Below are 26,247 nucleotides of genomic sequence, written 5' to 3'. Positions count from 1 at the left end.
TGCCGGCTTTTTATTTTAATCTAAGTGCGATTCAAAATATTAATCACACTTTTTAAAGATACTTATTGTGGTACTGCCGCATAAGCAACAACTTCACACAACATTTCTTCACGTGCCAAACCGGCAACAATCATTGCGGCTCGGTTAGGATATGGTGCTTGAAAGTACTCAGCATACACTTTGTTAAACACCGGTAATTGGTCGCGCGCAGTGACATAAATAAGTACTTGCGTCACATCGTCCATAGTCAAATTGGCAGCTTCAATAGTGTGCTTAAAGTTTTCCATTGTTTGACGTGCTTGCGCTTCAATACCACCTTCAACTACCTGCCCTTCTGCATTAATTGGGATCTGAGCGGTTGATAAAGTGTTATTAGCAATAATTGCCCATTCTAACGGTGCTTTCGAAGCAAATAGTTCTGTTTTTACTGGTGTTTTCATAATTTTACTCTGTAATTAAATTTAATCGATAACGTAACGCTTTAACAATAAATAGCTTATTAGCGTAGGAAGCGTTTGTCTTCATAATGCGGGGATTAACCATCATGATAAGCCCCCTTAAATTAAGGTACCTACCATGATTAATTAATTTGACTTATAACCCTTGCTCGTCAGCCATCTTGCGAGCAATTTGCGGTGCATTCCATAAGGACGGTAATAAGACCAGGGATACAGGTACTGCCGTTACTACAATAAAGGATTGCAATGCCGATATACCACCTGAGCCAATAGAGATAAGCAAAGCTGCCATAACCCCCATCATAACGCCCCAGAACACACGTAAAGAACTCTGTGGAGAATCAGTACCAGTCATTACCATAGATACTGAGAATGTCATTGAATCGCCCGTTGTCGCTACAAAGATAGTCGTTAATATCAAGAACAAGAATGATATTATCCAACCAAATGGCAACTGCTCTGTAATAGCCAGTAATGCTGCTGGTAAATTAAAACCAGTGAAAGGTTCTGAAATAACACCTGGTGTCGCTAACTCAAACGCTAAACCACTGCCACCTACAATAGTGAACCAAAAACAGGTGATAACCGGCGCAACCACTGAAATAGTTAATATCATCTGACGGATAGTACGACCGCGAGAGATACGCGCAACAAACATCGCCATTAACGGACCGTAACCTAGAAACCATCCCCAAAAGAACACAGTCCACCAGTCAAGCCATGCAGTATTTGCACGATAAGTCGCCATTGGAATAAAGTTATTTAGGTAAAGACCAAAAGAGTGTAAGTAACTATCAAAGATAAAAGCAGTTGGGCCAAATATTAAAATAAATACCATTAAGAAAATGGCTAAAACAATATTGATACTACTTAACAGTTGAATTCCTTTTGTAACACCACTCACAGCTGAAAGAGTGTAGATACAAATAAGACCAACTAATATGGACACTTGAGTTACGTAGGTATCAGGGATACCAAACAGTTTTTCTAAGCCAAAGCTTACCTGTAAACCAAGGAAACCAATGGGTCCAACCGTACCTGCCACTACAGCGAGTACACAACAAGAATCAACAATAGTACCAAAAGCACCTTTCATCACCTTGTCACCAAAAACAGGATAAAGCAAAGTACGCGGTTTTAACGGTAAGCCCTTTTCATAATGCAAATACATAAGCACTACGCCAGTCAAACTACCCAGAATGGCCCAAGCTAAAAACCCCCAATGCATAAAGCTTTGTGCTAACGCATTATAAGCCGCTTCTGTTGTGCCTGTTTCCCCACCAAAATAAGGAGATGGTGAAGTAAAATGCGCCATTGGCTCAGCTGCAGCCCAAAAGACACCGCCACCTGCAAGTAGCGTACACATGATGATAGAAATCCATTTAAAAGTAGACATCTCAGGCGACTTTAGTCCCCCTAAGACAACGCCACCAGTACGACTTACTGCCATAAAGATCCCAATAACAAAAGTCAGGAGCAGAAGTACTTGCCAGTATGCGCCAAAAATTTTAGTTGATGCTGCAAAGGTTGAATTAACCCAGTTTGACACCATTTTGATATCGTACAATGCGAGGATACAAAACAGCACAAGCGCGCCACCGCTGATCAAAAATACGGGTATATCTACCCCTTCTAGAAATTTGATTTTAGGCATTTTTACCTCGCTCTCTTCCACAATAGCTTTAGAAGTATTCATTATTATAGTCTCCTGATAGATCTCTTATCGTTATAATTTATATGTCACTATCCCTATATTGATTTCATACCAAACAAACTAACTTTTTTGATCAACTTTACATGATCAATCATTCAATCTATTTGGTATTGCTCAATACAAACTAGCGCTTTAACACTTGTGGTTTTAAACCCTCATCGAGTAAGTTCAACCAGTTCATGCCCATGACTTTGGCGATATCTTCCGTCCTAAAGCCTCGGTTTTGTAAACCTTTTGTAATATTTGGAAAGTCACGGCTATCACGAAACCAGGATAACGGACGAGGCCAATCAGCATTTGCTTTTGAGCCTTCTCCATAATCCATTTCCTTTGACCAACGTCCATTACGCATCCATTCAAGTACAGATAAGGGTTGTTCTTGACACAAATCTGTACCGATTCCAATATGATCAATGCCCATTAAATCTGCGGTATTAGCCACCATGTCGCAAAAATCATCCAAGCTACAATCAGGGCCATTTTTAAGATGAAACGGGTAAAGGCTAAAACCTAATAACCCACCTGATTCTCCCAATGCTTTTAGCACTGTGTCCGACTTATTGCGCTTGGCTTCATGAAAACTGTTCGGGTTGGCATGTGAGATCACAATAGGACGCTCTGATATATCTATCGCCTCTAAAGTACTGCGCTCTGCACTGTGGCTCATATCTACCACCATACCAACACGGTTCATTTCCTTGATTACTTGTTTACCAAAGCGAGTAACGCCACTATCTTCTGCTTCATAACAACCACAAGCCAATAAGCTTTGATTGTTATAAGTAAGCTGCATAATCATCAAGTTGAGTTCACGCATGATCTCAACCATGCCAATATCATCTTCAATGGGTGAACAGTTCTGCGCACCAAACATGATGCCGACCTTACCTAATTGTTTGGCAAGACGAATATCCGCCGCGCTTTTCACCGGCATGATCAAATCATGATGGATCTCAAACTGGCGATTCCATTCACCTATTCGCAATAATGTTTCTCTAATTTGTTCGTGGTAAACAACGGTGACATGCACCATAGTTACACCACCTTCTTTAAGCTGCTGAAAAATAGCCCGGTTCCAATTTGAGTACTGCAGGCCGTCAATGACAATAAGATCGTTATGCATAATGACTACTCGATTTATGAACGGATATAAGTGGTTTTTACGATAGTGTAAAATTCTTTTGCGTAGCTACCCATTTCACGTGAGCCAAAACTAGAATCTTTACGGCCACCAAAAGGTACGTGATAATCAGTACCTGCTGTTGGCAAGTTAACCATTGCACAACCTGTTTGAGCATTGCGTTTGAAATGCGTTGCATATTTAAGAGATTGCGTACAAATACCGCCAACCAAACCATAATTGGTGTCGTTCAGTGTGGCTAACGCTTCGTCGTAATCTTTCACTTTAATCACACAAGCGATAGGCGCAAAAGCTTCGTCGCGGTTAATCGTCATGGCATTGGTAGTTTCAGTGAATAAAGCTGGCGTTAAGTAATAACCCTCAGTTTCTTCAGTGATAACATCACCGCCACTGACTAACTTGCCACCTTCTTTTTTGGCTATTTCAAGGTAGTTAAGGTTTTGCTTCATTTGACGAGCATCTGCTACCGCGCCAATATGAACGCCTTCACGTAATGGATGACCGACAACAAGTTGCTTCATTCTTGCAACAACCGCGTCAACAAAACGATCATGAATACCTTCAGTCACGATTAAACGTGATGAAGCAGTACATTTTTGACCTGTACCAAAGAAAGCACCGCCAACAGCACACTCAACAGCGTTATCAAAATCAGCGTCATCTAGTACGATTAGTGCATTTTTGCTGCCCATTTCTAATTGGCATTTTACTAAGTTTGTTGCCGTTGCTATTGCAACTTTACGACCTGTTTCTAAAGAACCAGTAAAAGTTAGTGCGTTAATCTTTTTAGAGTTAATTAACAAATCACCTACTTCTGCACCAGGGCCCATTACCAGGTTAAACGTACCTGCAGGCAAACCTTGACGTGAGATGATTTCAGTTAATGCCCAAGCACTCGCTGGCACTTGATTCGCTGGTTTTAAAACAACCGAATTACCAAAGGCCAATGCTGGTGCTATTTTCCAAGCAGCGGTTGCTACAGGGAAATTCCACGGTGTAATAATACCGACAACGCCAACTGGCTCTCTGCGGGTTTCAATCTCAATACCTGGGCGAACTGAATCAGCTGTTTCACCCATTTGACGCAATACTTCAGCGGCATAATAATGAAAAAACTGACCAGAACGATAAATCTCGCCAGCGCCTTCAGGTAACGTTTTACCTTCTTCTCGGGCTAACAACTTACCTAATTCATCTTTACGTGCAATCAGCTCATCACCGATGGCCATCAATACTGAATAGCGTTGTTCTAAGCCACTTTCTTGCCATTCAAGTTGGCCTTTTATTGCTGCATCTAAAGCAGCTTCGGCTTGTTCTTGGTTAGCTTGTGCATAGTGACCAATAACATCACTGATGTCCGCTGGACTGATGTTAGCAAGTGAGCTTTCGCCTTCTACCCATGCACCATTGATGTAATTGAAAAAAATTGATTCAGACATAAATACCTCCATAAAATAATTGAATTTATTATAGGCAGTATGTTTTAATAATAAAAATTAATAAAAAATATCTATTGATAAGGATTCCTTATGGCACTACCTGAATTTAAAATAGCCCAGTTACGTCACTTCGTCTGGGTAGCAGAATTAAAGGGGTTTCATACGGCAGCAGAAAAAGCTTGTCGAACTCAACCGGCAATATCTTTATCAATTCGAGATCTAGAAAATAAACTCAGTACGATATTATTTGAAAAGCGCAATGCGAAAACCTCAAATACTGAACTAACGCCTTTTGGTCAATATTTTCTACCTAAAGCGAAAGAGCTTATTGCCCACCATGACAACGTTGCTCAGGATATGGCCTTGATGAGTGAGCATAAAACAGGTCATTTACGCCTCGCCTCAGTACCTTCTATTGCGTGTAGGATGTTGCCCGAATTATTGTCAAAATTTATCGCTGATGTGCCCGAGCTTCATATCAGTTTTTATGATGATAACTCCGAGGCGGTCTTAAGAAAGGTTGAAAAACAACAAGTAGATATTGGTATCGCTAGTTTGCCTCATGGACATGAACATGCCGATATTACTTTTACGCCTATTTGGGAAGATCAGCTTGGTGTGGTTTGTCGTGAAGATCACCCTTTTGCGGAAATGACTGAACTGCATTGGAAAGAATTACGTAAACAACGACTGATCAGAAATGGGACTTCTCGCTTGCTCGAAGATACTGAAGCAGAGCCGTTATTGAGCGACTCGCAATTTCTTATTTCTAATATGTTGTCATTAATCGCTATGCTTGAAGAAGGTCTTGGCATCACCACGTTACCCTGGTTTGCTTTTCCTAAAAATAATAGCAAACTTCGTTTTATCCCACTGACAACGCCTAAAATTGTCCGTCATATCGGCATAGTTCAACTCAAAAACAAATCGTTATCCCCAGCAGCAGAAGCCTTAGCAAACTTCATTTTAAAAAATACTAACCAAAAAAAGACTAGTGACCTTAACCCTGAATAAGTGCTGGAAACGATCACTCTGACAGCGACTTACTACAAGGAAAAATTTCACAATAACTCCTGCTGAAACAATCATACCCGTTACTATCAAAAGCAAGGATAGCTTTTGACCTTACTGACTCTCATCGGTATGTTAGATAGTCTCAACTTGGGATAAGTCACCTTACTCAACAATCAGTTAACTCTTAGTTAAAACAGATAGCAATTCACTAAACTTTACATTTACAAACGTGCAACTCTCAAAATTACTGCTACATTATAGTTTTAGCAGTACTTCTGTTAAGAGTAATAGTATTATTTAAAGGACTATCAAATGACTATTAAAGTTAGACTAACTGCCATATTAATTGTAATGATTATTTTACTCGCTACCGCAATAACCTCACAAAAAATAGCCACCAACAAAAACAAACATCAAACCCTAAGTAGTGATACGCGTTATCTTTCTTACTTGATCGCCGATGAATTTAGACAAAGCTCGATAGACTTAACCCGTCTTTGCCGATTATTTGTTGCTACTGGAGAACAAAAATATTGGGATGCTTATTGGCTCATTGTTAATTGGCGTAATGGCGAGGTTGAGCGTCCTAATAATGTTGATAATAATTTATATCCAGATCAGCGCATTAAGCAAAGTAAGATCATGAAAGAGTTAAATTTCTCAGCGAACGAGTTCACTTTATTAGAAAAAGCCAACAGTTACTCTAACACCTTGATTGCTACAGAAGAGCAAGCAATGCAAACTATTAAAAACGGAGAAGTAGCGCAAGGTCCATTCCAAAAACCCCCTAATGAAAGCATCAATGACTTTGCTTTACGTTTAGTCTTCAGTGATGCGTATCAGCAAGATGTTAAGAAAATAATGACGCCTGTAAACGCGTTTTTTAATGCGTTAGATAAACGCACCGCAGATGATTTACTTCGTTCACAACAAGATGCAAACTTTTGGTTAAGCAATAGTTTAATCGTGCAAGTAATCGTCGCCATAATATTACTTTCTCTAATGTTTTTTATGAAAGTCACCCTATTTAAACCCTTAGAACATGTCATTAATGCCATGAACAATATTGGCGGCGGCGATGGTGATTTAAGTCAACGTTTACATGAACACGGCAAGGATGAATTATCTTCTTTAGGCAAAGGTTTTAATCTATTTGCCAGCTATATTCAAACAGTCGTGATTGAACTACGTAGCGCAATTGGTGAAATTTCTAGCTCATCAGCACAATTGAATACCACAGCAAATTTAACCGAGCAATCAGTTATCGAACAGAAAGTTGGCATTGAGCAGGTACTTATTGCTATAGAGCAAATGATTCCCGCAGTGCAGGAAGTTGCCGTTAATGCATCGCAAGGACTTGAACAGGCAAAACTTTCTGATGAAGCAGCAAAAGAAGGTTTACAAGTGGTGGACCAAGCAAATAATAATATCAACTTATTAGAAGTAGATATTGATAATGCTTCAGGAGTAATCAATAAACTTGCACAAGATACTAACAATATCGGCTCGGTATTAGATGTTATCCGTGGCATAGCCGACCAAACCAATTTATTGGCCTTAAATGCTGCAATTGAAGCAGCGCGGGCCGGAGAACAGGGACGAGGTTTTGCTGTGGTAGCTGATGAGGTTCGGACTTTAGCTCAGCGTACACAAGACTCAACGTCTGAAATTCAACAAATGATTGAGAAACTACAAGTTGGTGCTAAGGATGCAGTTAAGGTGATGGTACAAAGTAAAAATCGTACGACTGATTGTGTAGAAAATACCGGTCAAGCGGGTCACTCTTTATCTAAAATCACCTCATCTGTAGGAGAAATTACCGATATTAATAGCCAAATAGCCGCAGCGACTGAAGAGTTAAATGCCAGCATAGAGGAAATACGTCGTACTGTGGATAACATCAATCAACATGTAGAACGCACAGCTAAAGGCTCTCAAGAAACAGCCAATAAAAGTGACTATACCACTCAACTTACCAGTCAAATGCAGCTATTAATTGAACGTTTTAAAACAGAATAATACCTAAGGGCTGTTGATTTTTTAATTGACAGCCAACTCATTGTACATATCAAGTCTGTTAAACTATTTGCCACTCAGCGACAGTTAACAGGTTTACTGCAAGCATTAGTGAGGATAACTTATCCTGCATCCCTAATAGCCTACCTTCCTGTAGCACCTATGCAGAGACCAATAACGTTGCTTAGTTAAGGCTTTAACTTCCTATTAGGTAGTGGCCCTTTCAAAAACTTGTCAAAAGTTGATTAACTGCACAATACTCACTTGACTTATAATGACTAAATCAATTGTAACCACGCACATAACTTTCCGTACTAACATCATTACAAAATGTTTGCTCATGCTTACTTACATGCTGTTGTGTATTGGTATTAGCCGGGTGTTTATTCTCGCTAACAGCCACTTCTTTATGCTCTAATCCTGTAGCGTTTAAATAATTACTTTCGTCATGGGTTAGTGAATTCATTGTGCACCTCAATCAATTTATGCGGTTAAAAATTTACCGCTGTTGGATATGCAATGATTATAGTAAGCCTTTTTCGATAATAAAAATTAATAAATAATATACAATGATAAAAAAAACTTATTACCTCTATTTAAAGTTAAAAAGCTTCATTGAAGTTTTAGCCCACCAATTCACCAACTACTCCTGCTATTGCCTTTTCATTAAACTTAACATTCTTCAAACAAACAATATGACTACCTTTAAGTAAAATAAAATAATAACTATACTATTCAATTAACTAGACAAGGCATATAAGTTTTTCTTATCAGACGATAGACCTTATTGCCTTGTATAAAGTGACTTAATGGGCGAAAAATAACATCACATTCAGTGAGGTCATTTTTTAGACTTCATTAATATCCGCGTTGATTTATTAAAGCTTCAACGAGTTAATGCTTGAATTTGCTTCTATACCAGAACAAGAACAACAAGAAAATCGAAGTCAATTCAGATAACATATTTTGTATAGCAAATGAGGATCAGTAAATGACAACTAATGCAGCTATCCACTCATCGCTTTGGGGTGAAAATTCTTTACCTCTTCGCCCTGCAAGTCAGGTGATGAAATTGGAACGCCTTGGCGCTTACCATCAAAGTCGCCTAAGTTTTATGCGTACTTTGGTACGTCGAATATTTCGTGAACGCTGGAAGATTGAACCTTCCGTTTTTAATCTCGATGATGATGGCTACGGCACGGTTGTCTATGAAGTCCAAGCCCCACATGGTTTGTTCAGCTTTGTTTTATTTTCTGATTACCTTTCACCAGATGAACGTAATGACCGTGTTATTGCCACCAAATGGGACCTTACTATGGCTCTGGTTGAAGGTAAGGTTGACCAAGCTTATATTGAACAATTACGTGAAAACGTCCCTAAACAAGAAGCCGGACGCGTAGATGCCCGTGTTTTTGTTTTATCTCGAGCCAACCGCAGTGCACGTAACTTTGATTATGTGGTCAATCAACTTGCTGCAGGTGAACAACCTGATGTGGCTAAGATTGTTGAAGTAGGTTATTTGTATCGCACCACAGCAGTTTATGGCAGTGGTAAACTCGGTATGGCTGATTGGGAAAAAGTCAGAGAAAAACATAAAGATTTTGCCCGACCATTTGCTGGTGAAATGTTTGTTTGTCTGATGCTACGTAACTTTAGTTTATTACAAGTCGAACATATTGCTCGTCATAAAAAACCCGACACATTCAATCCAATGAAGCCTGAGATAAAACGCTACTTTGGCATCGGTAATTCAACAGGCCTTGGCATGGCGCCCTATTTGGTCAATCATCCGCTTCTTATCAACCAATGGATAGAAATGCGTGAACTGGCTTTAGCACGCGTTCGTGCACTCGGCAGCGTTAATGATCAAGTACGTGAAACCATTAGTCAACTAATTGACCGCAGTGCACAACACACCCTTGAAACACAGACCGAAGATGAATGGCAAACCAATAATAATAAAGCGGTTATTGAAGATATGGCCTGCCTGAAAAGTCGTATTGAAGGTGGCTTTGACTCATGGAACGAGCTAGTTGAGTATAGTGAACAACATTGCTCGTTGCAGGGCCAAGAAATGTTGGTGTCTTGCATGTTAGAAATATACCCCGAACTTGTCGACGAATTAGAGGATTTTCACAGTGCAGAGGAGTTTTTAGACCTTGACCCACTCATGCCTGCTGGACAACTTAGAGATATCATCGAAAAACGTTATGACTGGGCATTAGCAATAGATTTTGACGCAGAAGGCGCTAGAGAAACTTATTGGTACCGTTCAGAAGAAAAAATGGAACCTCGTCTAGGCAGTGTTGCAGATATTGAAGGTAAGAAGAAACAAATGGCACTGGGTGTCGGTTATGCCGTACGTAAATGTTATAACCAATTAATTGATTATATCGCGCAAAACCCCGATGACACCACAGCTCGATTTATGGTTTCACATCCAAAATTACGTGGGATTGTACGACGCATTCAGGGCATGAACCGCTGTGTTTATGGTGATATCCAAGCAAATCTATTAGATCGCGAAGTATTACCGATGCACTTATTGCGCGCCAAGTTAGCTTTTTTTGGTGTAAGTAAGTTTGATCCTCGTTCTCGTTTATGGGTACGTAATACCATGTTCCAGGGCGCGCCACTATTAGAAGAAATTGGCCAATCATTTAATGACGACTGGTTTATGCCACTAGCACCAGAGCAATAGGAGAGTTCCGTGAATATTTCAATGAATGAATTAAAAGCAGCTCTACGCAGATGCTTTGAAGCAAGTGATTACTTTGTCGGTAATTATGAAGATGCAGCCAACATGGTGCTTTGGTTAGAAAAGCATGGCTTAAATGGCTTGAGTGAATTCAAATTAGCCTTGCCTTATATTGGTGAAGATAAAAACAAACCATTAAGTAATGTAATTTATGAAGATAGCACTTCAGCAATTATTGATGCTCACCATCGTAGCGCCCTTAATTGCATTGCTGCAGCGGTAGACCTAGCACACGCTAAAGCATTAGAAAGTGGTATAGCCACAGTCACAGTGCATAATTGCCACAACAGAATTTTTATTCTAAAAGCACTGACAGATCGTGGTCGTAGCGGTATTAGTGCCGCAGCTTATTGGCAAAACGGTAGTGATACCGTGACCGAACATACTGCTGCCATCCGCTCAGGTCAACGCTACCCAAGTTACAGTGAGGGGGTTACCAATCTAACAAGCAGTGAAAATGACAAACAAGCGCTTACTATTATTTGTAGCTCACGAGTAGACTTAACGTCTTCTTTGCAAAATAGTAAAAGTCATTTTATTAGCCCTAAACAAGTTGAAAGCAATAAAGAGCATACTGTTGAACATGGTATTGAAATTGATGCTGGTGTTTGGGAAGAAATTAATAAAATAGGCTTGGGCGTATTAGTTGAAAATACCGAGCGTTCACGAAAAGATGCCGGTGGTAATTAATACCAATCGGACTAATTTATTGATCACTTAGCGAGAATTAAAAGGCTTAGAGGCAAGGCATTGATTGAAGAGAATAGTTATTCTATTGTCAAAATCAATAACGCCACTTATAAGCCTTTCAAACTCGCCCTTCGGGAGCTCATTAGCAAACTGATAACATCACAAAATGAATGAAATATAGACTAACTATGTTTAACTCATTTTGCTTGTTTTAAGCTCGCTAATGTAGCTCTAAGGTGACCAATAAATTAATCGTTTGGTATAAAAGGCCTTTAACTACTGTCGACAGATACAAGGTATTTGTCGACATAAAAACCTCCTTTTAAGGTGCCAATATTTTGCATAATCTAGCAATAGCCCCCCTCAGCGGTATCTTACCTATTACTGAACCTCCTAAGCAAAAGTTACACCAAGCACAACTGTTTGAAGTGGCGGTTTCGATTAGTATCAATGGCATTAGCCAAGCGGTAATGATGGCATCTCCAGAGCATTTAAAAGACTTTGCCCTTGGTTTTAGCTTAAGTGAAGGCTTGATTAACTCATGCAACGACGTGTTGGATATCATTGTTCACTCTCATCAATGTGGCTGGCAAGTTGATCTACAGGTTTTAGCAAGAGTTCAGCACCAACTTAAACAGCGACGTCGCACTATGGCGGGGCCAAGTGGTTGCGGTCTTTGTGGACTTGACTCCATTGAAGCGGCAATGTCATTAAATTTCCCCCAAGACCAAACGACTAAAACGCTCAAGTTACCGTCCGAGCAGGTGATCATTCAAGCGAAAGATGCCTTGCCAAGACTATTGAAAAGTTCAGGGGGTACAAGAGGAAATCACTGCGCAGCCTTTTTTGATTTATCTGCACATATAGTCGCGTTTCGAGAAGATGTTGGTCGACATTCAGCATTGGATAAATTACTTGGTTGTTTATCCAATAAAAAGCAAGCGACTAATGAGGGCTTTGTCTTAATAACAAGTCGTTGTAGCCACGATTTAATCGCCAAGGCTGCCCGTTTATCTTTAACAACCTTAGTCACACTAGCGCAACCAACTGACTTAGCAGTTAGTTCGGCCCGTAAAACACAATTAGCCTTATTTTGCTTCCAACACGGGCAACTAAAACGCTACGCTTAACAAGAGAACTTACATGTCTACGTCAGCAAAAAACAAGTCATCAAAAGCCTGCTCCTCAAAAAGAAAACCTGCCTACTCTTCACCCGCTGGTGGTTGGGGCGCACTAAGAAGCTCAGCTAAACATTTGATCCAAAGTGAAAATGCAGCCAAAAGCGTTAAAGCATTACTTAGAGCAAATCAGCCTGGTGGTTTTGACTGCCCTGGCTGTGCATGGGGAGATTCAGGAAGCTCCGGCAAAGTAGATTTCTGTGAGAATGGTGTTAAAGCTATTGCATGGGAAGCGACCAGTAAGCGAGTCGACAGTAATTTTTTTAAACAATATTCTATAACTCAACTGCAACAATGGGATGGTCATTCACTTGAAAAAAGTGGTCGTTTAACCGAACCAATGTTTTACGACGGGATAAGTGATCACTACCAACCCATTAGCTGGGAAGACGCTTTTAAGGTGATTGGTAATAGCCTGCAACAACTCTCTTCGCCCAATGAGGTATTATTATATACCTCAGGTAGAGCAAGTAATGAAGTCGCTTATTTATATCAGTTATTTGGCCGAGTGCTGGGAACTAACAACTTCCCTGATTGCTCGAATATGTGCCATGAAGCCTCAGGTATTGGTATGACAAATAGTATAGGTACAGGCAAGGGTACTGTAACCATAGATGATTTTTCTAAAGCTGACGCCATTTTTGTCTTTGGCCAAAACCCTGGTACCAACCACCCCCGCATGCTGGGAACGTTGCGAGAAGCAAGTAAAAGAGGTGCTAAAATTGTTTCAATAAACAATTTAAAAGAACGTGGATTACAAAAATTTTCAGACCCACAAAGCCCAAAAGAAATGATATTTTTAACAGGTACAAATATTAGTCAACATTATTTCACGCCAAGATTAGGCGGCGATATGGCATTATTACGCGGGGTGGCTAAATGTTTATTCGAACGGTTTGAGCAGGACAAATCGGTACTTGATACTGATTTTATCCAAGAACATTGCCATGGTTTTGAAGCGTATCAACGTAGCGTAGCATCAAGTGCTTGGGATAAAATCCTTGGTCAATGTAATCTAAGTAGAGAAGAAATTGAACAAATAACGACGATATACGCCAGCAGTGATAAAGTCATTTTCACTTGGGCGATGGGGATCACGCAACACCGTCATTCTGTCGATACAGTACAAGAACTGCTTAATGTGCTAATGCTACGAGGCAATATAGGTAAGGCTGGTGCTGGCGCATGCCCTGTTCGTGGTCACTCAAATGTACAAGGAAATCGTACCGTTGGCATTGATGAAAAACCGCCTATGCCCTTTCTTGATGCGTTAGAAAAACGCTACTCTTTTAATGTTCCACGTGATCATGGCTTTAATACCGTTGACTCCATTCATGCAATGCTTGCGGGTAAGGCTAAAGTATTTATTGCCCTAGGTGGTAATTTTGCAGCGGCGACACCCGATACAGCACGTAGTTATCAAGCCTTACAGCAATGTGATTTAACCGTTCAAATCAGTACTAAGCTAAATAGAAGCCATGTGGTAACAGGAAAGCGTGCGCTAATCCTTCCGTGTATTGGCCGTACAGAAGTCGATCGTCAAGTCAGCGGTGAGCAATGCATCACGGTAGAAGATTCTATGAGTATGGTGCATAGCTCAACGGGGCAAAATGAACCAGCCTCTGAGACGCTTCGTTCAGAGACCGCTATTGTAGCTGGCATGGCAATGGCATCGGTAGGCGATAAAATAGTCGACTGGCATAAACTAGCGAGTGATTATGCACTCATTCGGCAAGAAATCAGTGTCGTTATTCCTGACTTTGAAGATTATAACGCCCGCATAAAAGAAGGTAGAGGTTTCCACCTGAAAAACCCTGCTGCACAACGTCAATGGTGCACACCGACGAAGAAGGCGACATTTTTTGATGCGAATCTACCAGAACAACTCGCCCATGAACGTGCACAATCACTGACCGATAAACCAGTATTAACGCTGCAAACATTGCGTTCTCACGATCAATACAACACCACCATTTATGGCATGGATGATCGTTACCGTGGCGTTTATGGTGAGCGAAACATTATCTTTATGAGCAGTGAAGATATTAATAAGCAGGCATTAAATAATGGTGATTATGTAAAAATAACAACCATCTCAAACGACGGTATCGAACGTTCTCTATCTAATTTCAAAATTATCGAGTACTCAATACCTTCAGGATGTGTAGCCGCTTATTATCCTGAAACCAATCCTTTAGTGCCATTAGAAAGTATTGCTGAGAATTGTGGAACACCAACGTATAAATCTATTGCGGTATCAATCGAGAAAGTATAGAAACTTACAAAGGGTTTTTAAAGAAAAAGCCTCACTACTTAATCAGTAGTGAGGCTTAAATTTTCTATAGCAATGGAATCAACATCGATTCAATTACTATTCTTCTGATTGTGTTATTTCTACATCCATGTCATCAGCGACTGAGTTTCCACTCAGTATTGCGGTCACCGCCATGATAATTACTGCAAATATCACGGTTGTTAATTTGAAACCTCGCGAAGACGAATTATTCATTGTTTTACCTTTGTCGCTGCCTGTTTGATTTATTATTAAGTTGTACTATTTATGAACAGGCACGATGACACTAAACTATTAACTTTTTTTTTACAAGTTTTTTCATGAAGTTTTGTTAACAAGGTTTTTCACTCATTTTTTAGAATAAAATTAACTCATTAAATCAAATATTAATCCTTGCTGAATTTCTTGCTGTTCACTTGATGATATGGTGACTCGAATAGAAGCATTTAAAACTCCTGCGCCAGAACTTAAAGCGCCTAAACTGGTATCACCACCTAGTAATTGACTGTATTTAATAGCCATAGCCAATGCGGTGCTATCTGCAGTCAAATCATCATGACTTTGAGCATGGAACGTTTGCTCATTTGAATTAGTTGAAGCAGGGTTTAACGGTGATAAAGTAAAAAACAGGCTAGTATCTGCTAATTTATGTTTGTGAAGCTTAACCGATAATCGCAGCGAATCGACTTTCAATAAATGATGTGCACTTTCAATCAGAGCATTGAGCAGTTTTTGTATATATAACTCATCACTATTGAGGTAGTGAGGCACACTCTCATCAATCAAGAAAAAAATGGATTTCCCTTCATACGCATTGCTTGCTTTTAATAACGACTCGGTGCGCTGTAGAAAACCATAAAAATCAAAACAGTCTTCTTTAGCTGTTATTTTTCCTGACTCTATATTAGATAAGTCCATCATAGTATCGAGTAACAGTGCAACATTACTGCCCGCATGGCTTATTCCTGTGACCTGCTTATTATTGATGCCTTTTTTCTTTAGCTGCTCCACAAATGCTTTCACTGCTAATAGTGGCACCCGCAACTCTTTGTTTAGGCTCTGTAAGAAATTACTTTTAGCTAAACTTTTTTGTTCTGAGCTCTCTTTAGCTAAAATAAGTGCTCTGGTCTTAATATCAACTTGCTGCCCTAGCTCACTCGAATAGGCGGCCATCATTAATACCAGCATTTGAAATAATACGGCGCCAAATGTTCCTCCAATGAGAACCGCCCACGCTTGCCAACTTTTTGCCTGACTAAACCAAGGTTGTTTTTCCGCAATGTCAATTTGCCAAAGTCGAGAAAACACCTCAATCGTAATCGTATCAACATGGCGATTTACCGTAGGAAAAGCCTGGCCAAAGAGAGAAAGAGGTTGGCTACCTGAAACATCTTGAATAAAAAAACTGACCTCTTGTTCTTTTTGCTGAGCGAGTTGCTCAAAAAAACTATCAAACTGAGCGACAGCGACCACAAAACCTAATAATTTACCTTCCTTAATTATTGATAACTTCTGCTGAGCTTCGTTACTAGCAAGTTCGTTAACCTCAGGCGGTAAAAAAACGGCCTTACTAAATAACATACCGGGCTTAGCTAATTCGTCTTGTACTAAAGTGATTGGTGCACTAGCAATCACTGCTTTGCTATTAACAACAACTTGCATAGACAAAATATGCGTAGGATTACTATAAACATCTAAACCTAAAGCTTCCTGGTTGTTGTATTGAGGGTAAATGTAATACAAAGGAGCATATTGAGTACGGGACTGAGCTGGTATGGTATTGCCATTTGCTAACAGCTCTATAATAGCAAAGTCCTTTTTCAGTGCTTTTCTGCTTTCTTGTTCAAAGCCGGCTCTATCGGCAAAGGGAACAATTGGAGCCCACTCTAACGCTCTTACGCTTGAGCCCTGCTCAAGAATACCTTCACTAAATAAGTTAAATTCTGTTAATGAAACCTTCTCTCTGGCTTTAAATAATGCGGCAAGACTATTAATGTTGTTCACAACGTCATCAACTTCAGCGAGTACTAAACGTTCTACCTCTGTTTTAGATTGGTTAAAAAGTGCTTGTCTATAGTCTTGCTGTTCATGCTGGGAGGTTTTAAGCAGTAATAAAATAGCTAAACCACCTAAAATAGAAGTAAAACTGACAAAGAGTCGTTTAGTCAATTTAAACCGTTCCGCATTTTTAATGAGTAACAATAATGGAATAAAAAATACCGCAGCTAACATACTCGTCGACCAAGTATTAACAAAGGTATAGAAGAAAGTGCCTGTCATTACTTGATTATCAAGCATAGCAATCACTAATACTGAGCTGGCAGACACTAAGCTTGCAATTGGGCCTATACGTAATATAAAGAAAAACAGCTGCTTTCTTGATGTTAGCCATTCTTTATAATGAATAAAACGATAAACAAGCTGTTTAGTCCAACACCCTTGTAAAATGATGGCTAGTACGGCAATAGTCATCACCGATAAATTGGCATCTAGATGAAAGTAATAGCCCAGACCAACTGCCAATAGAGGGCTCACCAGTAATACAGCGATAAGTGGTGTGATCCCCCAAATAAGCAGTAGACCACTAATAAGCGCCGCAGAAGGACCGACAAAGTTTACTAGAGATTGTGGATTGATTAGCCATATCGCGCCAAAACAAACGGCAAGATATAAAATGGCAGAAATAATAATACGCGGTAAGTGGAGTTGCATCATAAGTAATTATTTAAGATCGGCATGGTCAGTCCGTTAATCAATTGTAAATATTCATCTTAGCTTTCAACTATAGTATCTGAATAATTAACCTCTATACAAAATAATATAAAGAATTCCATAATATAATTTGCGCTACGTGCTCTGGTAAGCGAAAATACGCGCAATTTTTATTCTTTCAAGACTATAAGATCTGGAGCTACTATGTCATCGCGTCAAGAGTTAGCAAATGCTATCCGTGTATTAAGTATGGATGCCGTACAAAAAGCAAAATCAGGGCACCCTGGTGCACCTATGGGTATGGCCGATATCGCAGAGGTATTATGGCGTGATTTTTTAAAGCATAATCCAACTGACCCAAACTGGGCCGACCGTGATCGCTTTATTTTATCAAACGGCCATGGCTCAATGCTTATCTATTCACTATTGCATTTATCGGGTTATGATTTATCTATTGAAGATTTGAAAGAATTCCGTCAATTGCATTCAAAAACCCCAGGTCATCCTGAATACGGTTACACACCAGGTGTTGAAACAACGACGGGTCCATTAGGTGCTGGTATTGCCAATGCCGTGGGTATGGCTATTGCTGAAAAAACGTTAGCAGCACAGTTTAACCGTGAAGATCATGCGATTGTTGACCATTTCACTTATTGCTTCTTGGGCGATGGTTGTTTAATGGAAGGTATCTCTCATGAGTCTTGTTCACTAGCCGGAACTTTAGGTCTAGGTAAACTTATCGCTTTTTGGGATGACAATGGCATTTCAATCGATGGTAAAGTTGAAGGTTGGTTTACTGACAATACCCCTGCTCGTTTTGAATCTTACGGCTGGCATGTTATTTGTGTTGATGGTCATGACCCTCAAGCAATTACTCACGCTATCGAAGAAGCTAAATCAGTCACTGATAAGCCAAGTATGATTTGTTGTAAAACTATCATTGGTTTTGGCTCACCAAATAAGTCAGGTACTCATGACTGTCACGGCGCACCATTAGGTGATGACGAAATTGCCGCAACACGTGAATTTTTAAACTGGTCACATGCTCCATTTGATATTCCAAGTGACATATATGAGCAATGGGATAGAAAAGAAAAAGGTCAAGCGAGCCAAGTGAGCTGGAATGACAAATTTGCCGCTTATAAAGCAGCACACCCTGGTCTTGCAAGCGAATATGAACGTCGTGTGATTAAAGGTGAATTACCTGCTGAATTTGAAGAAAAAGCAAATGCTTTCATTCAACAGTGTCACGAAAGCAGTGAAAACATTGCTTCACGTAAAGCATCACAAAATGCGATTGAAGCTTTTGGTAGCGTTTTACCTGAAATGTTAGGTGGCTCTGCCGATTTAGCTGGCTCAAACCTAACGTTATGGTCTGGCTCTAAAGGTATTCAAGAAGATGCTGCTGGTAACTATATCTTTTACGGCGTACGTGAATTTGGTATGAGTAGCATAATGAATGGTATTTCATTGCACGGTGGTTTTGTTAACTACGGTGCGACTTTCATGATGTTTATGGAATATGCACGTAATGCGGTTCGTATGTCGGCATTAATGGGCATTCAAAATATCTTTGTTTATACCCATGACTCTATTGGTCAAGGTGAAGATGGTCCAACGCATCAGCCTATTGAGCAGTTAACTAACTTAAGAACTACACCAAACTTAACGACTTGGCGCCCATGTGATGCAACAGAGTCTGCTGTTGCATGGAAAGCTGCTGTTCAAAGCCAAAAAGCACCAACAGCGTTAATATTTTCACGTCAAGGTTTACCAGCAATGAGTCGTACTCAAACGCAAGTAAGCGATATTGAAAAAGGCGCTTATATTTTAGTTGATTGTTCTGGCACACCTGATGTTATCTTAATGGCTACAGGCTCTGAAGTTGCTTTGGCAGTTAATGCAGCAACAGCATTAACTGAACAAGGTAAACTAGTGCGTGTGGTTTCTATGCCTTCAACGAATGTTTTTGATAAGCAAAGCAGCGACTACAAAGAAGCTATATTACCGTTTAGCGTAACTAAACGTGTCGCTATTGAAGCAGCACATGTTGACTTCTGGGCTAAATATGTTGGTCTTAGTGGCGCAGTTGTTGGTATGACAACATTTGGTGAATCAGCTCCAGGTAATGTATTACTTGAGCACTTTGGTTTCACTGTAGACAATGTTGTAAATACTGTAAACAAGCTATAAGCAAATGAGTTAAGCGAACTACCACTGTTGAAAATAGCAGTGTTAGTTCGCATTATCCCATAAGTTATTACTAGCTTATCGATTAACACCATCCATAAATGCAGTAAAATCATGACAATTAGAATTGCCATTAATGGCTTTGGCCGTATCGGTCGCAGCGTAGTTAGAGCGCTATATGAAAGTGGCAAGACAGATTTATTCACCTTAGTTTCAATCAATGAACTAGCACCTGCTTCTGGCATAGCACATCTATTAAAGTATGATAGTACGCATGGTCGATTTCCTTTCAGTGTTAGTGAGAAAGAAAACCAATTAATTATCAATGGTGATGAAATAGCATTAACGCATATTGGTAACTTAAATAGCCTACCTTGGCAGCAACAAAATATTGATATTGTCCTTGATTGTACCGGTAAGTACGGCAATAAAGCTGATGGTTTAAGCCATATTAATCGAGGCGCTAAGAAAGTTTTATTCTCTCACCCGGGCAGCCAAGATATTGATGCAACCATCATTTACGGCATAAATCATCAAACATTAACGTCAAGTGATAGGGTAGTATCAAATGGCTCCTGTACAACAAATTGTATAGTGCCCGTGATTAAAGTCATCGATGAAGCATTCGGCGTTGAGAGTGGTAGTATCACCACCATACATTCATCAATGCATGATCAACAAGTCATTGATGCTTATCATAAAGATCTACGTCTCTCTCGTGCAGCAAGCCAATCAATCATTCCAGTGGATACTAAACTCGCTGCGGGTATTGAACGAATATTACCAAAATTTAAAGGCCGCTTTGAAGCGATTGCCGTTCGCGTACCTACCATCAATGTTACCGCAATGGATTTAAGCCTTACCGTTAATAATGATGTTTGCATTTGTGACATCAATCAAGCGATACAAGCCGCGACCAGTAACCATGATTTGTATGGCGTATTATCGTATACCGAAGAGCCACTGGTTTCGGTCGATTTTAATCATGACCCTCATTCTTGTATCGTCGATGGTAATCAAACACGAGTCAGCCATAAGCGTTTAATTAAAATGCTGGTTTGGTGTGACAATGAATGGGGCTTTGCCAATCGCATGTTAGATACTGCTATGGCAATGCATCAAGCAGAAAACTAAGAACAAGTTACTAAATTTTATAGACAATATTTCACATAATTCACCGACAGTGAAAACAGGAGACAACAATGTCGATTATCAAAATGGCTGATCTAACATTAGCCAACCAACGCGTATTAATTCGTGAAGATTTAAATGTACCTGTAACCGATGGTAAAATCACTTCAGATGCTCGTTTACGCGCTGCATTACCTACACTTAAACTTGCACTAGAAGCTGGCGCAAAAGTTATGGTTATGTCTCATTTAGGTCGTCCAACTGAAGGACAACCTGAAGAGAAATTTTCACTTAAACCTGTAACTGATTATTTAAGTGCAGCATTAAACTACCCTGTTCGCTTAGTCACTGATTACCTAGACGGTGTAGATGTTGCTGCTGGTGAATTAGTCGTATTTGAAAACATTCGCTTTAACCTGGGTGAAAAGAAAAATGATGACACGCTAGCTAAAAAGTTAGCTGCATTATGTGATGTTTTCGTTATGGATGCTTTTGGTACTGCTCATCGTGCCCAAGCCAGTACTCATGGCGTAGCCAAATTTGCCGCGACTGCTTGTGCTGGTCCATTGCTTTCTGGTGAATTAGAAGCATTAGGTAAGGCTTTAGATAATCCTGCAAGACCACTTGTGGCAATTGTTGGTGGCTCTAAAGTATCAACTAAATTAACTGTGCTTGATTCTTTAGCAGGCATTGTTGATCAACTTGTTGTTGGCGGTGGTATTGCTAACACCTTTATTGCAGCAGATGGTCATAACGTCGGAAAATCATTATATGAAGCTGATTTAGTTGAAGAGGCAACTCGTTTAACTAAACAAGCGAAAGCAAACAACGGTGATATCCCAGTACCTAGTGATGTTGTTGTTGCCACTGAGTTTTCAGCTTCTGCAACTGCAACCTTAAAACCGGTCAATGAAGTCACTGCTGATGAAATGATTTTTGACATTGGTCCTGAGACAGCAAAAGCGTTAACTGAAATTATCGCTAACGCTGGTACCATAGTTTGGAATGGCCCTGTTGGCGTATTTGAATTTGATCAGTTCGGTGAAGGTACTAAGGTGATTGCACAAGCTATTGCTGATAGTTCAGCCTTCTCAATTGCTGGTGGTGGTGATACTTTAGCCGCTGTTGATAAATATGAAATTGCCGATAAAATTTCTTACATCTCAACAGGTGGTGGAGCGTTCTTAGAATTCTTAGAAGGAAAGAAATTACCAGCAGTAGAAATATTAGAGCAACGCGCTAAATAATAACATTGCTAATGACTAATGGTCGCTAACAATTAGCGACTATTGGAACTAAATAAAAAACGAGTCTCTTTTCAAGGCACTCGTTTTTTAATAGCTAAAATATTTATATTAAAAGAAAAAGAAAGCAAAACGAAATACAAACCTGACAAGTAAGACCAAAACGAAACAAAAACGAAATAAAATCGAAATACAATCGAAACATCTTGCAATGCAATTGTAGTAAACTTACAATCACAATCTCGGAAAAACCACTAATATAGATTGTAAAACAAGTGTATATTGTAATATTCGCACAAAATTCAGCTTTTCCATCTATTAGTGTTTTAAAATCAACTTTAAGTAAATTATCCTGTCAGATAAAGGTGCTATTTGCTATAATTTTGTTATCTGAATAAAAACTTTCAACCTTAGCAACAAAAACTTATCTAGGAGTAAGTAAATGGCTTTAATTTCAATGCGCCAAATGCTCGATCATGCGGCAGAATTTGAATACGGTATTCCAGCATTTAATGTAAATAACTTAGAGCAAGTACGTGCAATCATGCTTGCCGCTAGTGATACTGATAGCCCTGTCATCATGCAAGCATCTGCAGGTGCCAGAAAATACGCCGGCGCGCCTTTTTTACGCCATTTAATTTTAGCTGCTATTGAAGAGTTTCCACATATTCCAGTAGTTATGCATCAAGACCACGGGACTTCTCCTACGATTTGTCAACGTTCAATCCAATTAGGTTTTTCATCAGTAATGATGGATGGCTCATTAATGGATGACGGTAAAACTCCAAGTAGTTATGAATACAATGTTGACGTAACACGTCGCACTGTTGAAATGGCACACGCTTGTGGTGTTTCTGTTGAAGGCGAGTTAGGTTGTTTAGGCTCACTTGAAACAGGCATGGCTGGTGAAGAAGACGGCGTTGGCGCTGAAGGTGTATTAACTAAAGAACAAATGTTAACAGACCCTGAAGAAGCTGCTGACTTTGTAAATAAAACCCAAGTAGATGCATTGGCTATTGCTTGTGGTACTTCTCATGGTGCTTACAAGTTTACACGTCCACCTACAGGCGATATTTTAGCGATTGATCGTATTAAAGCAATTCATCAACGTATTCCACATACTCACTTAGTAATGCATGGCTCTTCATCTGTACCACAAGATTGGTTGGCTGTTATTAATGAGTTTGGTGGAAAGATCCCTGAAACTTACGGTGTACCTGTTGAGCAAATTCAACACGGCATTAAAAATGGCGTACGTAAAATCAATATAGACACTGATTTACGTCTTGCGGCTACGGGTTCTATTCGTCGTTTCTTGGCAGAAAATCCAAGTGAATTTGATCCACGTAAATTTTTACAAGTATCGACTAATGCTATGTACGACATTTGTAAAGCGCGTTATGAAGCATTTAATACTGTAGGTAATGCCAGTAAAATCAAGCCGATAAACCTTGATAACATGTTTGATCGTTACCAAAGTGGTGAGCTTAAAGCACTCATCAAGTAACATCATCGATACAAAGTAGTTACAAAAACTATTAATTAAAAGGGCTTAGGCCCTTTTTTTATGCTCGAAAAAAATAAGGTAGTTAGGTATAATCGCTTAATATAATCACGTTTCATTTCTATTAAGTAATTTTTTCAAGATGTTTTCTCGTTTTATTCTAGTACCCATTTTTTCAATCTATTGTGCGTTACCTACGCTGTCTTATGCTCAAGAGCAAAAAGCAGGGACAAATTCGGCTAATGCTTCAGACATATTATTTAGTCTTGAAAAAGCTGATGAGTCCCAACAACCTGCATCTGGCACTTTATTTACCGCCTCAGCAGAGCTAGGTTTACTTTATTTGACAGGTAATACCCGCAGTGCCGATATTAAAACAGGCTTAGACTTACGTTTTGAAAGAGGCCTTTGGCGAAGTTTCTTTGTTTTTGATTTGTTAGTGAAAAAAACTGAAACTGAGAGTGAAGTGAGTAGCGATGTCATTCAAAAAAACCTTGAAACGACCGATCAAAAGTGGAGTATTACTTCGCAAACTAACTACACCCTTGATGCTATAAAACAAAACTATATCTATGGCAGTGTCTTTTATGAAGAAAATAGATTTTCTGGTTTTGATTCACAAGCATCAATCTCAACCGGTTGGGGTCGCCGTTGGTTTGAAAATAAAGAAGCTAGTTTTGATGCCGATATAGGTCCCGGCTTTAAGAGGGATATTACCCAAGTTACCCCTGAAGAAATAGAAACGGGCATGAAGAGTAAAACCCAAGATACCCTTATTTTACAAGCACAAGCCCTGTATATAAGAAAAATAAATGAGCATATAGAGTTTAAGCAACTTTTCGTGGTCAAACACGCTATTGAACAGGGGCAAAACAGTATTTATAAAGCTGAAACATCAATTACTAGTAAATTAATTGATTCACTGCAGCTTAAGCTTAGTTTTATTATCGATTACAACTCCAAAGTAGATGATGATAAAGAGAATTTAAACACAGAAACTTCTGCGGTACTTATTTATAGTTTTTAATGACCTAACGAGTTGTGCAGCTAATATTATTAGCTGCCTAACTCAAATGAATGCAACTTAAATTTCTGTAAATCGTTAGATAATAGCTCAACACTTTGCTCATCAATCATGAAAGTAAAAGTGCAAGTTCCTGACTCACTAAATTCATAACAAACACTAAGAAAGTCTCTTCCTTGCTTGGTGCTATACAAACCAAACTTGAAAGTAACACCATTCATCCATTGGGAGACGTATTCATTGATTGGTAAAGTTAATAGGTATTTATCAGGAGTTTCCTGTTTTTGCCATTGGCGGTACTTATCTATAGCATACTCAACATCATCAACTTCTGACTCATTTATCCACAGAGGATAAGTTACATTGAAACTATTTTTATCAGTACTAATTGGTGAGTTACTGCCCTGAGCGGAATATAATAAAGTACTGCCAGAAACCAAACCAGTTTGGGCCACTTTTAAGCGGGTTTGCTTTTTAAGATAATTATTCGTGTGAGCGCTGTACTCAGAAAAACTCACCTTTGTTTCCGTATGACTTTCTGTGTATGCCCCTATAGAGCCGCAACCCGATAGTGATAAAGTGGTAATAGTTATAGTAATATACGAATTCATTGTCGTTTCTTAAAATGATATTGGGTCTTGAAGCACTGTTAATGTAACAACTTTTTTTTCACATTAACTAGGTACTGATTTTGACTACCATTTTAGCGTCACAGAATAGTGTAACTGTTGAAAATCGTAACTTTGGCGTAAAGAACTGTAGTAAATAAAAAAAGTGGAATAATCAAAACATTATTATTGAGTTTTTTGCCACTGCTCGAATCCTTTTTTTATTTTATTAATTGTTTCAGGTTTAGTTCCAAGGCTCAGTGCCATGCAATGCTCAGCACTTTCACCTTTTGATATTTCTAAGCCTGAGATAAGATTCAAATCTGCTGCTCCAAGTAAACCTAAGCGATAGTTTAGTGATTCTTTAGACTGAATAACAACATCTATCCTCCCTTTAATTAATTTTTTCAGGTTTGTTTCTTCATTAGAAGATATATCTAGATTCACTCCCTCTTGAAATCCTTGTTGTAGAAAGTAACTGTGGCTGTTATCTCCACGCATGATACCTACCACACTTGTTTTTAATGCCTCTAGAGAATCTATATTGATCTCATTCGACGCAAGTTTATACACATGAATTGGGGTGGATTTATAGAGGGGACAAAACCAATGAAATTTTGACTCTCGCTGCTTTGTTCTATAAATGGAATAAATAAGTATATTAGGATTGGTTGTTGCTAAATGAAAACTTCTTGCCCATGGATAGACATCTATCGAATATTTAATATCGGTGTATGCCAGTATTTCCCTTATATTACTGGTAACTATTCCTGAGACTTCCTGGCCCTTTAAAATAAAAGGCGGCCAATCTTCTGTTACCACTTTTAGTTCTTCTTCGTTGGACCGTGCAGTAAAAGAAAGAAGTAAAAATATAATTAACAGAGAATTTTTCATTGCAACTCTACATCTAGGTTTAATGTGTTAAATCAATATAATAAATTGTATCATTTAAATTGTCATCCACATTAAAAGTATTAAACTTTCGTTCACAAAAAACTAATTTTTTCATTTTAGATAACTAACGAGAACTACCTCAATCTCTCTATTTAAAAGAACTATTACTTAATGAGTTCCTTTTTCAGTGTTTAGGACAATAAAACAAAGTTTACTTTGCTAATCAATCCAGCTTTGCC

General features: G+C 39.1%; 20 protein-coding genes. 11 read left to right on the top strand and 9 right to left on the bottom strand.

All coding sequences use genetic code 11. From position 1 onward, the window contains the following. Positions 1 to 62: 62 nt before the first annotated feature. The 4 genes from CXF79_RS07185 to CXF79_RS07170 all read right to left on the bottom strand — a co-directional run bounded on the left by CXF79_RS07185 (position 63) and on the right by CXF79_RS07170 (position 4,752). Positions 63 to 440 carry a RidA family protein gene (locus CXF79_RS07185; protein WP_011044606.1) on the bottom strand — a complete coding sequence of 126 codons (378 nt, stop codon included), beginning with the start codon at positions 438 to 440 and terminating at the stop codon, positions 63 to 65. A 154-nt stretch (positions 441 to 594) separates the two neighbouring features. After that, positions 595 to 2,154 (bottom strand): BCCT family transporter, encoded by a 1,560-nt coding sequence (locus tag CXF79_RS07180; protein ID WP_101154494.1) that lies wholly within the window; start codon positions 2,152 to 2,154, stop codon positions 595 to 597. A 142-nt stretch (positions 2,155 to 2,296) separates the two neighbouring features. After that, positions 2,297 to 3,295, bottom strand: coding sequence for a dipeptidase (locus CXF79_RS07175; RefSeq protein WP_011044609.1), 999 nt, complete (start codon positions 3,293 to 3,295; stop codon positions 2,297 to 2,299). Positions 3,296 to 3,309: 14 nt separating this feature from the next. Next, on the bottom strand, positions 3,310 to 4,752 hold the full coding sequence (locus CXF79_RS07170; protein WP_101154493.1) for an aldehyde dehydrogenase family protein: 1,443 nt from the start codon (positions 4,750 to 4,752) through the stop codon (positions 3,310 to 3,312). Between the two features lie 90 nt (positions 4,753 to 4,842). Here CXF79_RS07170 and CXF79_RS07165 point away from each other — a divergent pair, with 90 nt between their 5' ends. Next, entirely contained in the window at positions 4,843 to 5,766 is a 924-nt protein-coding gene (locus tag CXF79_RS07165) for a LysR family transcriptional regulator (RefSeq protein WP_011044611.1), read from the top strand. A gap of 312 nt (positions 5,767 to 6,078) precedes the next feature. After that, positions 6,079 to 7,785: a methyl-accepting chemotaxis protein gene (locus CXF79_RS07160; protein ID WP_101154492.1), complete on the top strand. Its 1,707-nt coding sequence runs from the start codon at positions 6,079 to 6,081 to the stop codon at positions 7,783 to 7,785. 280 nt (positions 7,786 to 8,065) lie between these two features. Here the strand turns inward: CXF79_RS07160 and CXF79_RS07155 are convergent, their stop codons facing one another. Then, positions 8,066 to 8,248 carry a hypothetical protein gene (locus CXF79_RS07155; protein ID WP_011044614.1) on the bottom strand — a complete coding sequence of 61 codons (183 nt, stop codon included), beginning with the start codon at positions 8,246 to 8,248 and terminating at the stop codon, positions 8,066 to 8,068. A gap of 525 nt (positions 8,249 to 8,773) precedes the next feature. Between CXF79_RS07155 and CXF79_RS07150 the strand changes: the two genes are divergently transcribed. The 4 genes from CXF79_RS07150 to CXF79_RS07135 all read left to right on the top strand — a co-directional run bounded on the left by CXF79_RS07150 (position 8,774) and on the right by CXF79_RS07135 (position 14,683). Continuing rightward, complete coding sequence (locus CXF79_RS07150) at positions 8,774 to 10,483, top strand: hypothetical protein (RefSeq protein ID WP_101154491.1); 1,710 nt, start codon at positions 8,774 to 8,776, stop codon at positions 10,481 to 10,483. Positions 10,484 to 10,492: 9 nt separating this feature from the next. Continuing rightward, the gene (locus CXF79_RS07145) at positions 10,493 to 11,230 is read left to right on the top strand and encodes a DUF3726 domain-containing protein (RefSeq protein ID WP_041737116.1); all 738 of its coding nucleotides are present in this window, start codon (positions 10,493 to 10,495) and stop codon (positions 11,228 to 11,230) included. Between the two features lie 338 nt (positions 11,231 to 11,568). Then, positions 11,569 to 12,360 (top strand): formate dehydrogenase accessory sulfurtransferase FdhD, encoded by a 792-nt coding sequence (gene fdhD, locus CXF79_RS07140; protein ID WP_101154490.1) that lies wholly within the window; start codon positions 11,569 to 11,571, stop codon positions 12,358 to 12,360. A 13-nt stretch (positions 12,361 to 12,373) separates the two neighbouring features. After that, on the top strand, positions 12,374 to 14,683 hold the full coding sequence (locus CXF79_RS07135) for an FdhF/YdeP family oxidoreductase (RefSeq protein WP_101154489.1): 2,310 nt from the start codon (positions 12,374 to 12,376) through the stop codon (positions 14,681 to 14,683). Between the two features lie 96 nt (positions 14,684 to 14,779). On the opposite strand, the gene CXF79_RS23355 is transcribed toward CXF79_RS07135, so the two are convergent. Both CXF79_RS23355 and CXF79_RS07130 read right to left on the bottom strand, forming a co-directional pair. Then, on the bottom strand, positions 14,780 to 14,917 hold the full coding sequence (locus tag CXF79_RS23355; RefSeq protein WP_157825856.1) for a hypothetical protein: 138 nt from the start codon (positions 14,915 to 14,917) through the stop codon (positions 14,780 to 14,782). 150 nt (positions 14,918 to 15,067) lie between these two features. After that, a complete protein-coding gene (locus CXF79_RS07130) occupies positions 15,068 to 17,416 on the bottom strand; it encodes a CHASE domain-containing protein (protein WP_101154488.1) in 2,349 nt (782 codons plus the stop codon). 201 nt (positions 17,417 to 17,617) lie between these two features. Here CXF79_RS07130 and tkt point away from each other — a divergent pair, with 201 nt between their 5' ends. From tkt to CXF79_RS07105, 5 genes are all read left to right on the top strand, one after another. Further along, positions 17,618 to 19,606, top strand: a complete 1,989-nt coding sequence (gene tkt / locus CXF79_RS07125; RefSeq protein WP_101154487.1) for a transketolase — start codon at positions 17,618 to 17,620, stop codon at positions 19,604 to 19,606. Positions 19,607 to 19,717: 111 nt separating this feature from the next. Then, a complete protein-coding gene (gene epd / locus CXF79_RS07120) occupies positions 19,718 to 20,737 on the top strand; it encodes an erythrose-4-phosphate dehydrogenase (protein WP_011044621.1) in 1,020 nt (339 codons plus the stop codon). A 68-nt stretch (positions 20,738 to 20,805) separates the two neighbouring features. Beyond that, positions 20,806 to 21,981 carry a phosphoglycerate kinase gene (locus CXF79_RS07115; protein WP_011044622.1) on the top strand — a complete coding sequence of 392 codons (1,176 nt, stop codon included), beginning with the start codon at positions 20,806 to 20,808 and terminating at the stop codon, positions 21,979 to 21,981. Positions 21,982 to 22,420: 439 nt separating this feature from the next. Next, the gene (fba, locus tag CXF79_RS07110) at positions 22,421 to 23,485 is read left to right on the top strand and encodes a class II fructose-bisphosphate aldolase (protein ID WP_101154486.1); all 1,065 of its coding nucleotides are present in this window, start codon (positions 22,421 to 22,423) and stop codon (positions 23,483 to 23,485) included. A 139-nt stretch (positions 23,486 to 23,624) separates the two neighbouring features. Next, positions 23,625 to 24,509 carry a DUF481 domain-containing protein gene (locus tag CXF79_RS07105; RefSeq protein ID WP_101154485.1) on the top strand — a complete coding sequence of 295 codons (885 nt, stop codon included), beginning with the start codon at positions 23,625 to 23,627 and terminating at the stop codon, positions 24,507 to 24,509. Positions 24,510 to 24,538: 29 nt separating this feature from the next. Here CXF79_RS07105 and CXF79_RS07100 read toward each other — a convergent pair whose 3' ends face one another. Together CXF79_RS07100 and CXF79_RS07095 are read right to left on the bottom strand one after the other, a co-directional pair. Further along, positions 24,539 to 25,117 (bottom strand): hypothetical protein, encoded by a 579-nt coding sequence (locus CXF79_RS07100; RefSeq protein WP_101154484.1) that lies wholly within the window; start codon positions 25,115 to 25,117, stop codon positions 24,539 to 24,541. 183 nt (positions 25,118 to 25,300) lie between these two features. After that, the gene (locus CXF79_RS07095) at positions 25,301 to 26,008 is read right to left on the bottom strand and encodes a substrate-binding periplasmic protein (protein WP_101154483.1); all 708 of its coding nucleotides are present in this window, start codon (positions 26,006 to 26,008) and stop codon (positions 25,301 to 25,303) included. Positions 26,009 to 26,247 lie beyond the last annotated feature (239 nt).

The sequence above is a fragment of the Colwellia sp. Bg11-28 genome, assembly GCF_002836245.1.
Classification (GTDB): Bacteria; Pseudomonadota; Gammaproteobacteria; order Enterobacterales; family Alteromonadaceae; genus Colwellia; species Colwellia psychrerythraea_A.
This window is presented reverse-complemented; position numbering and strand designations above follow the sequence as displayed.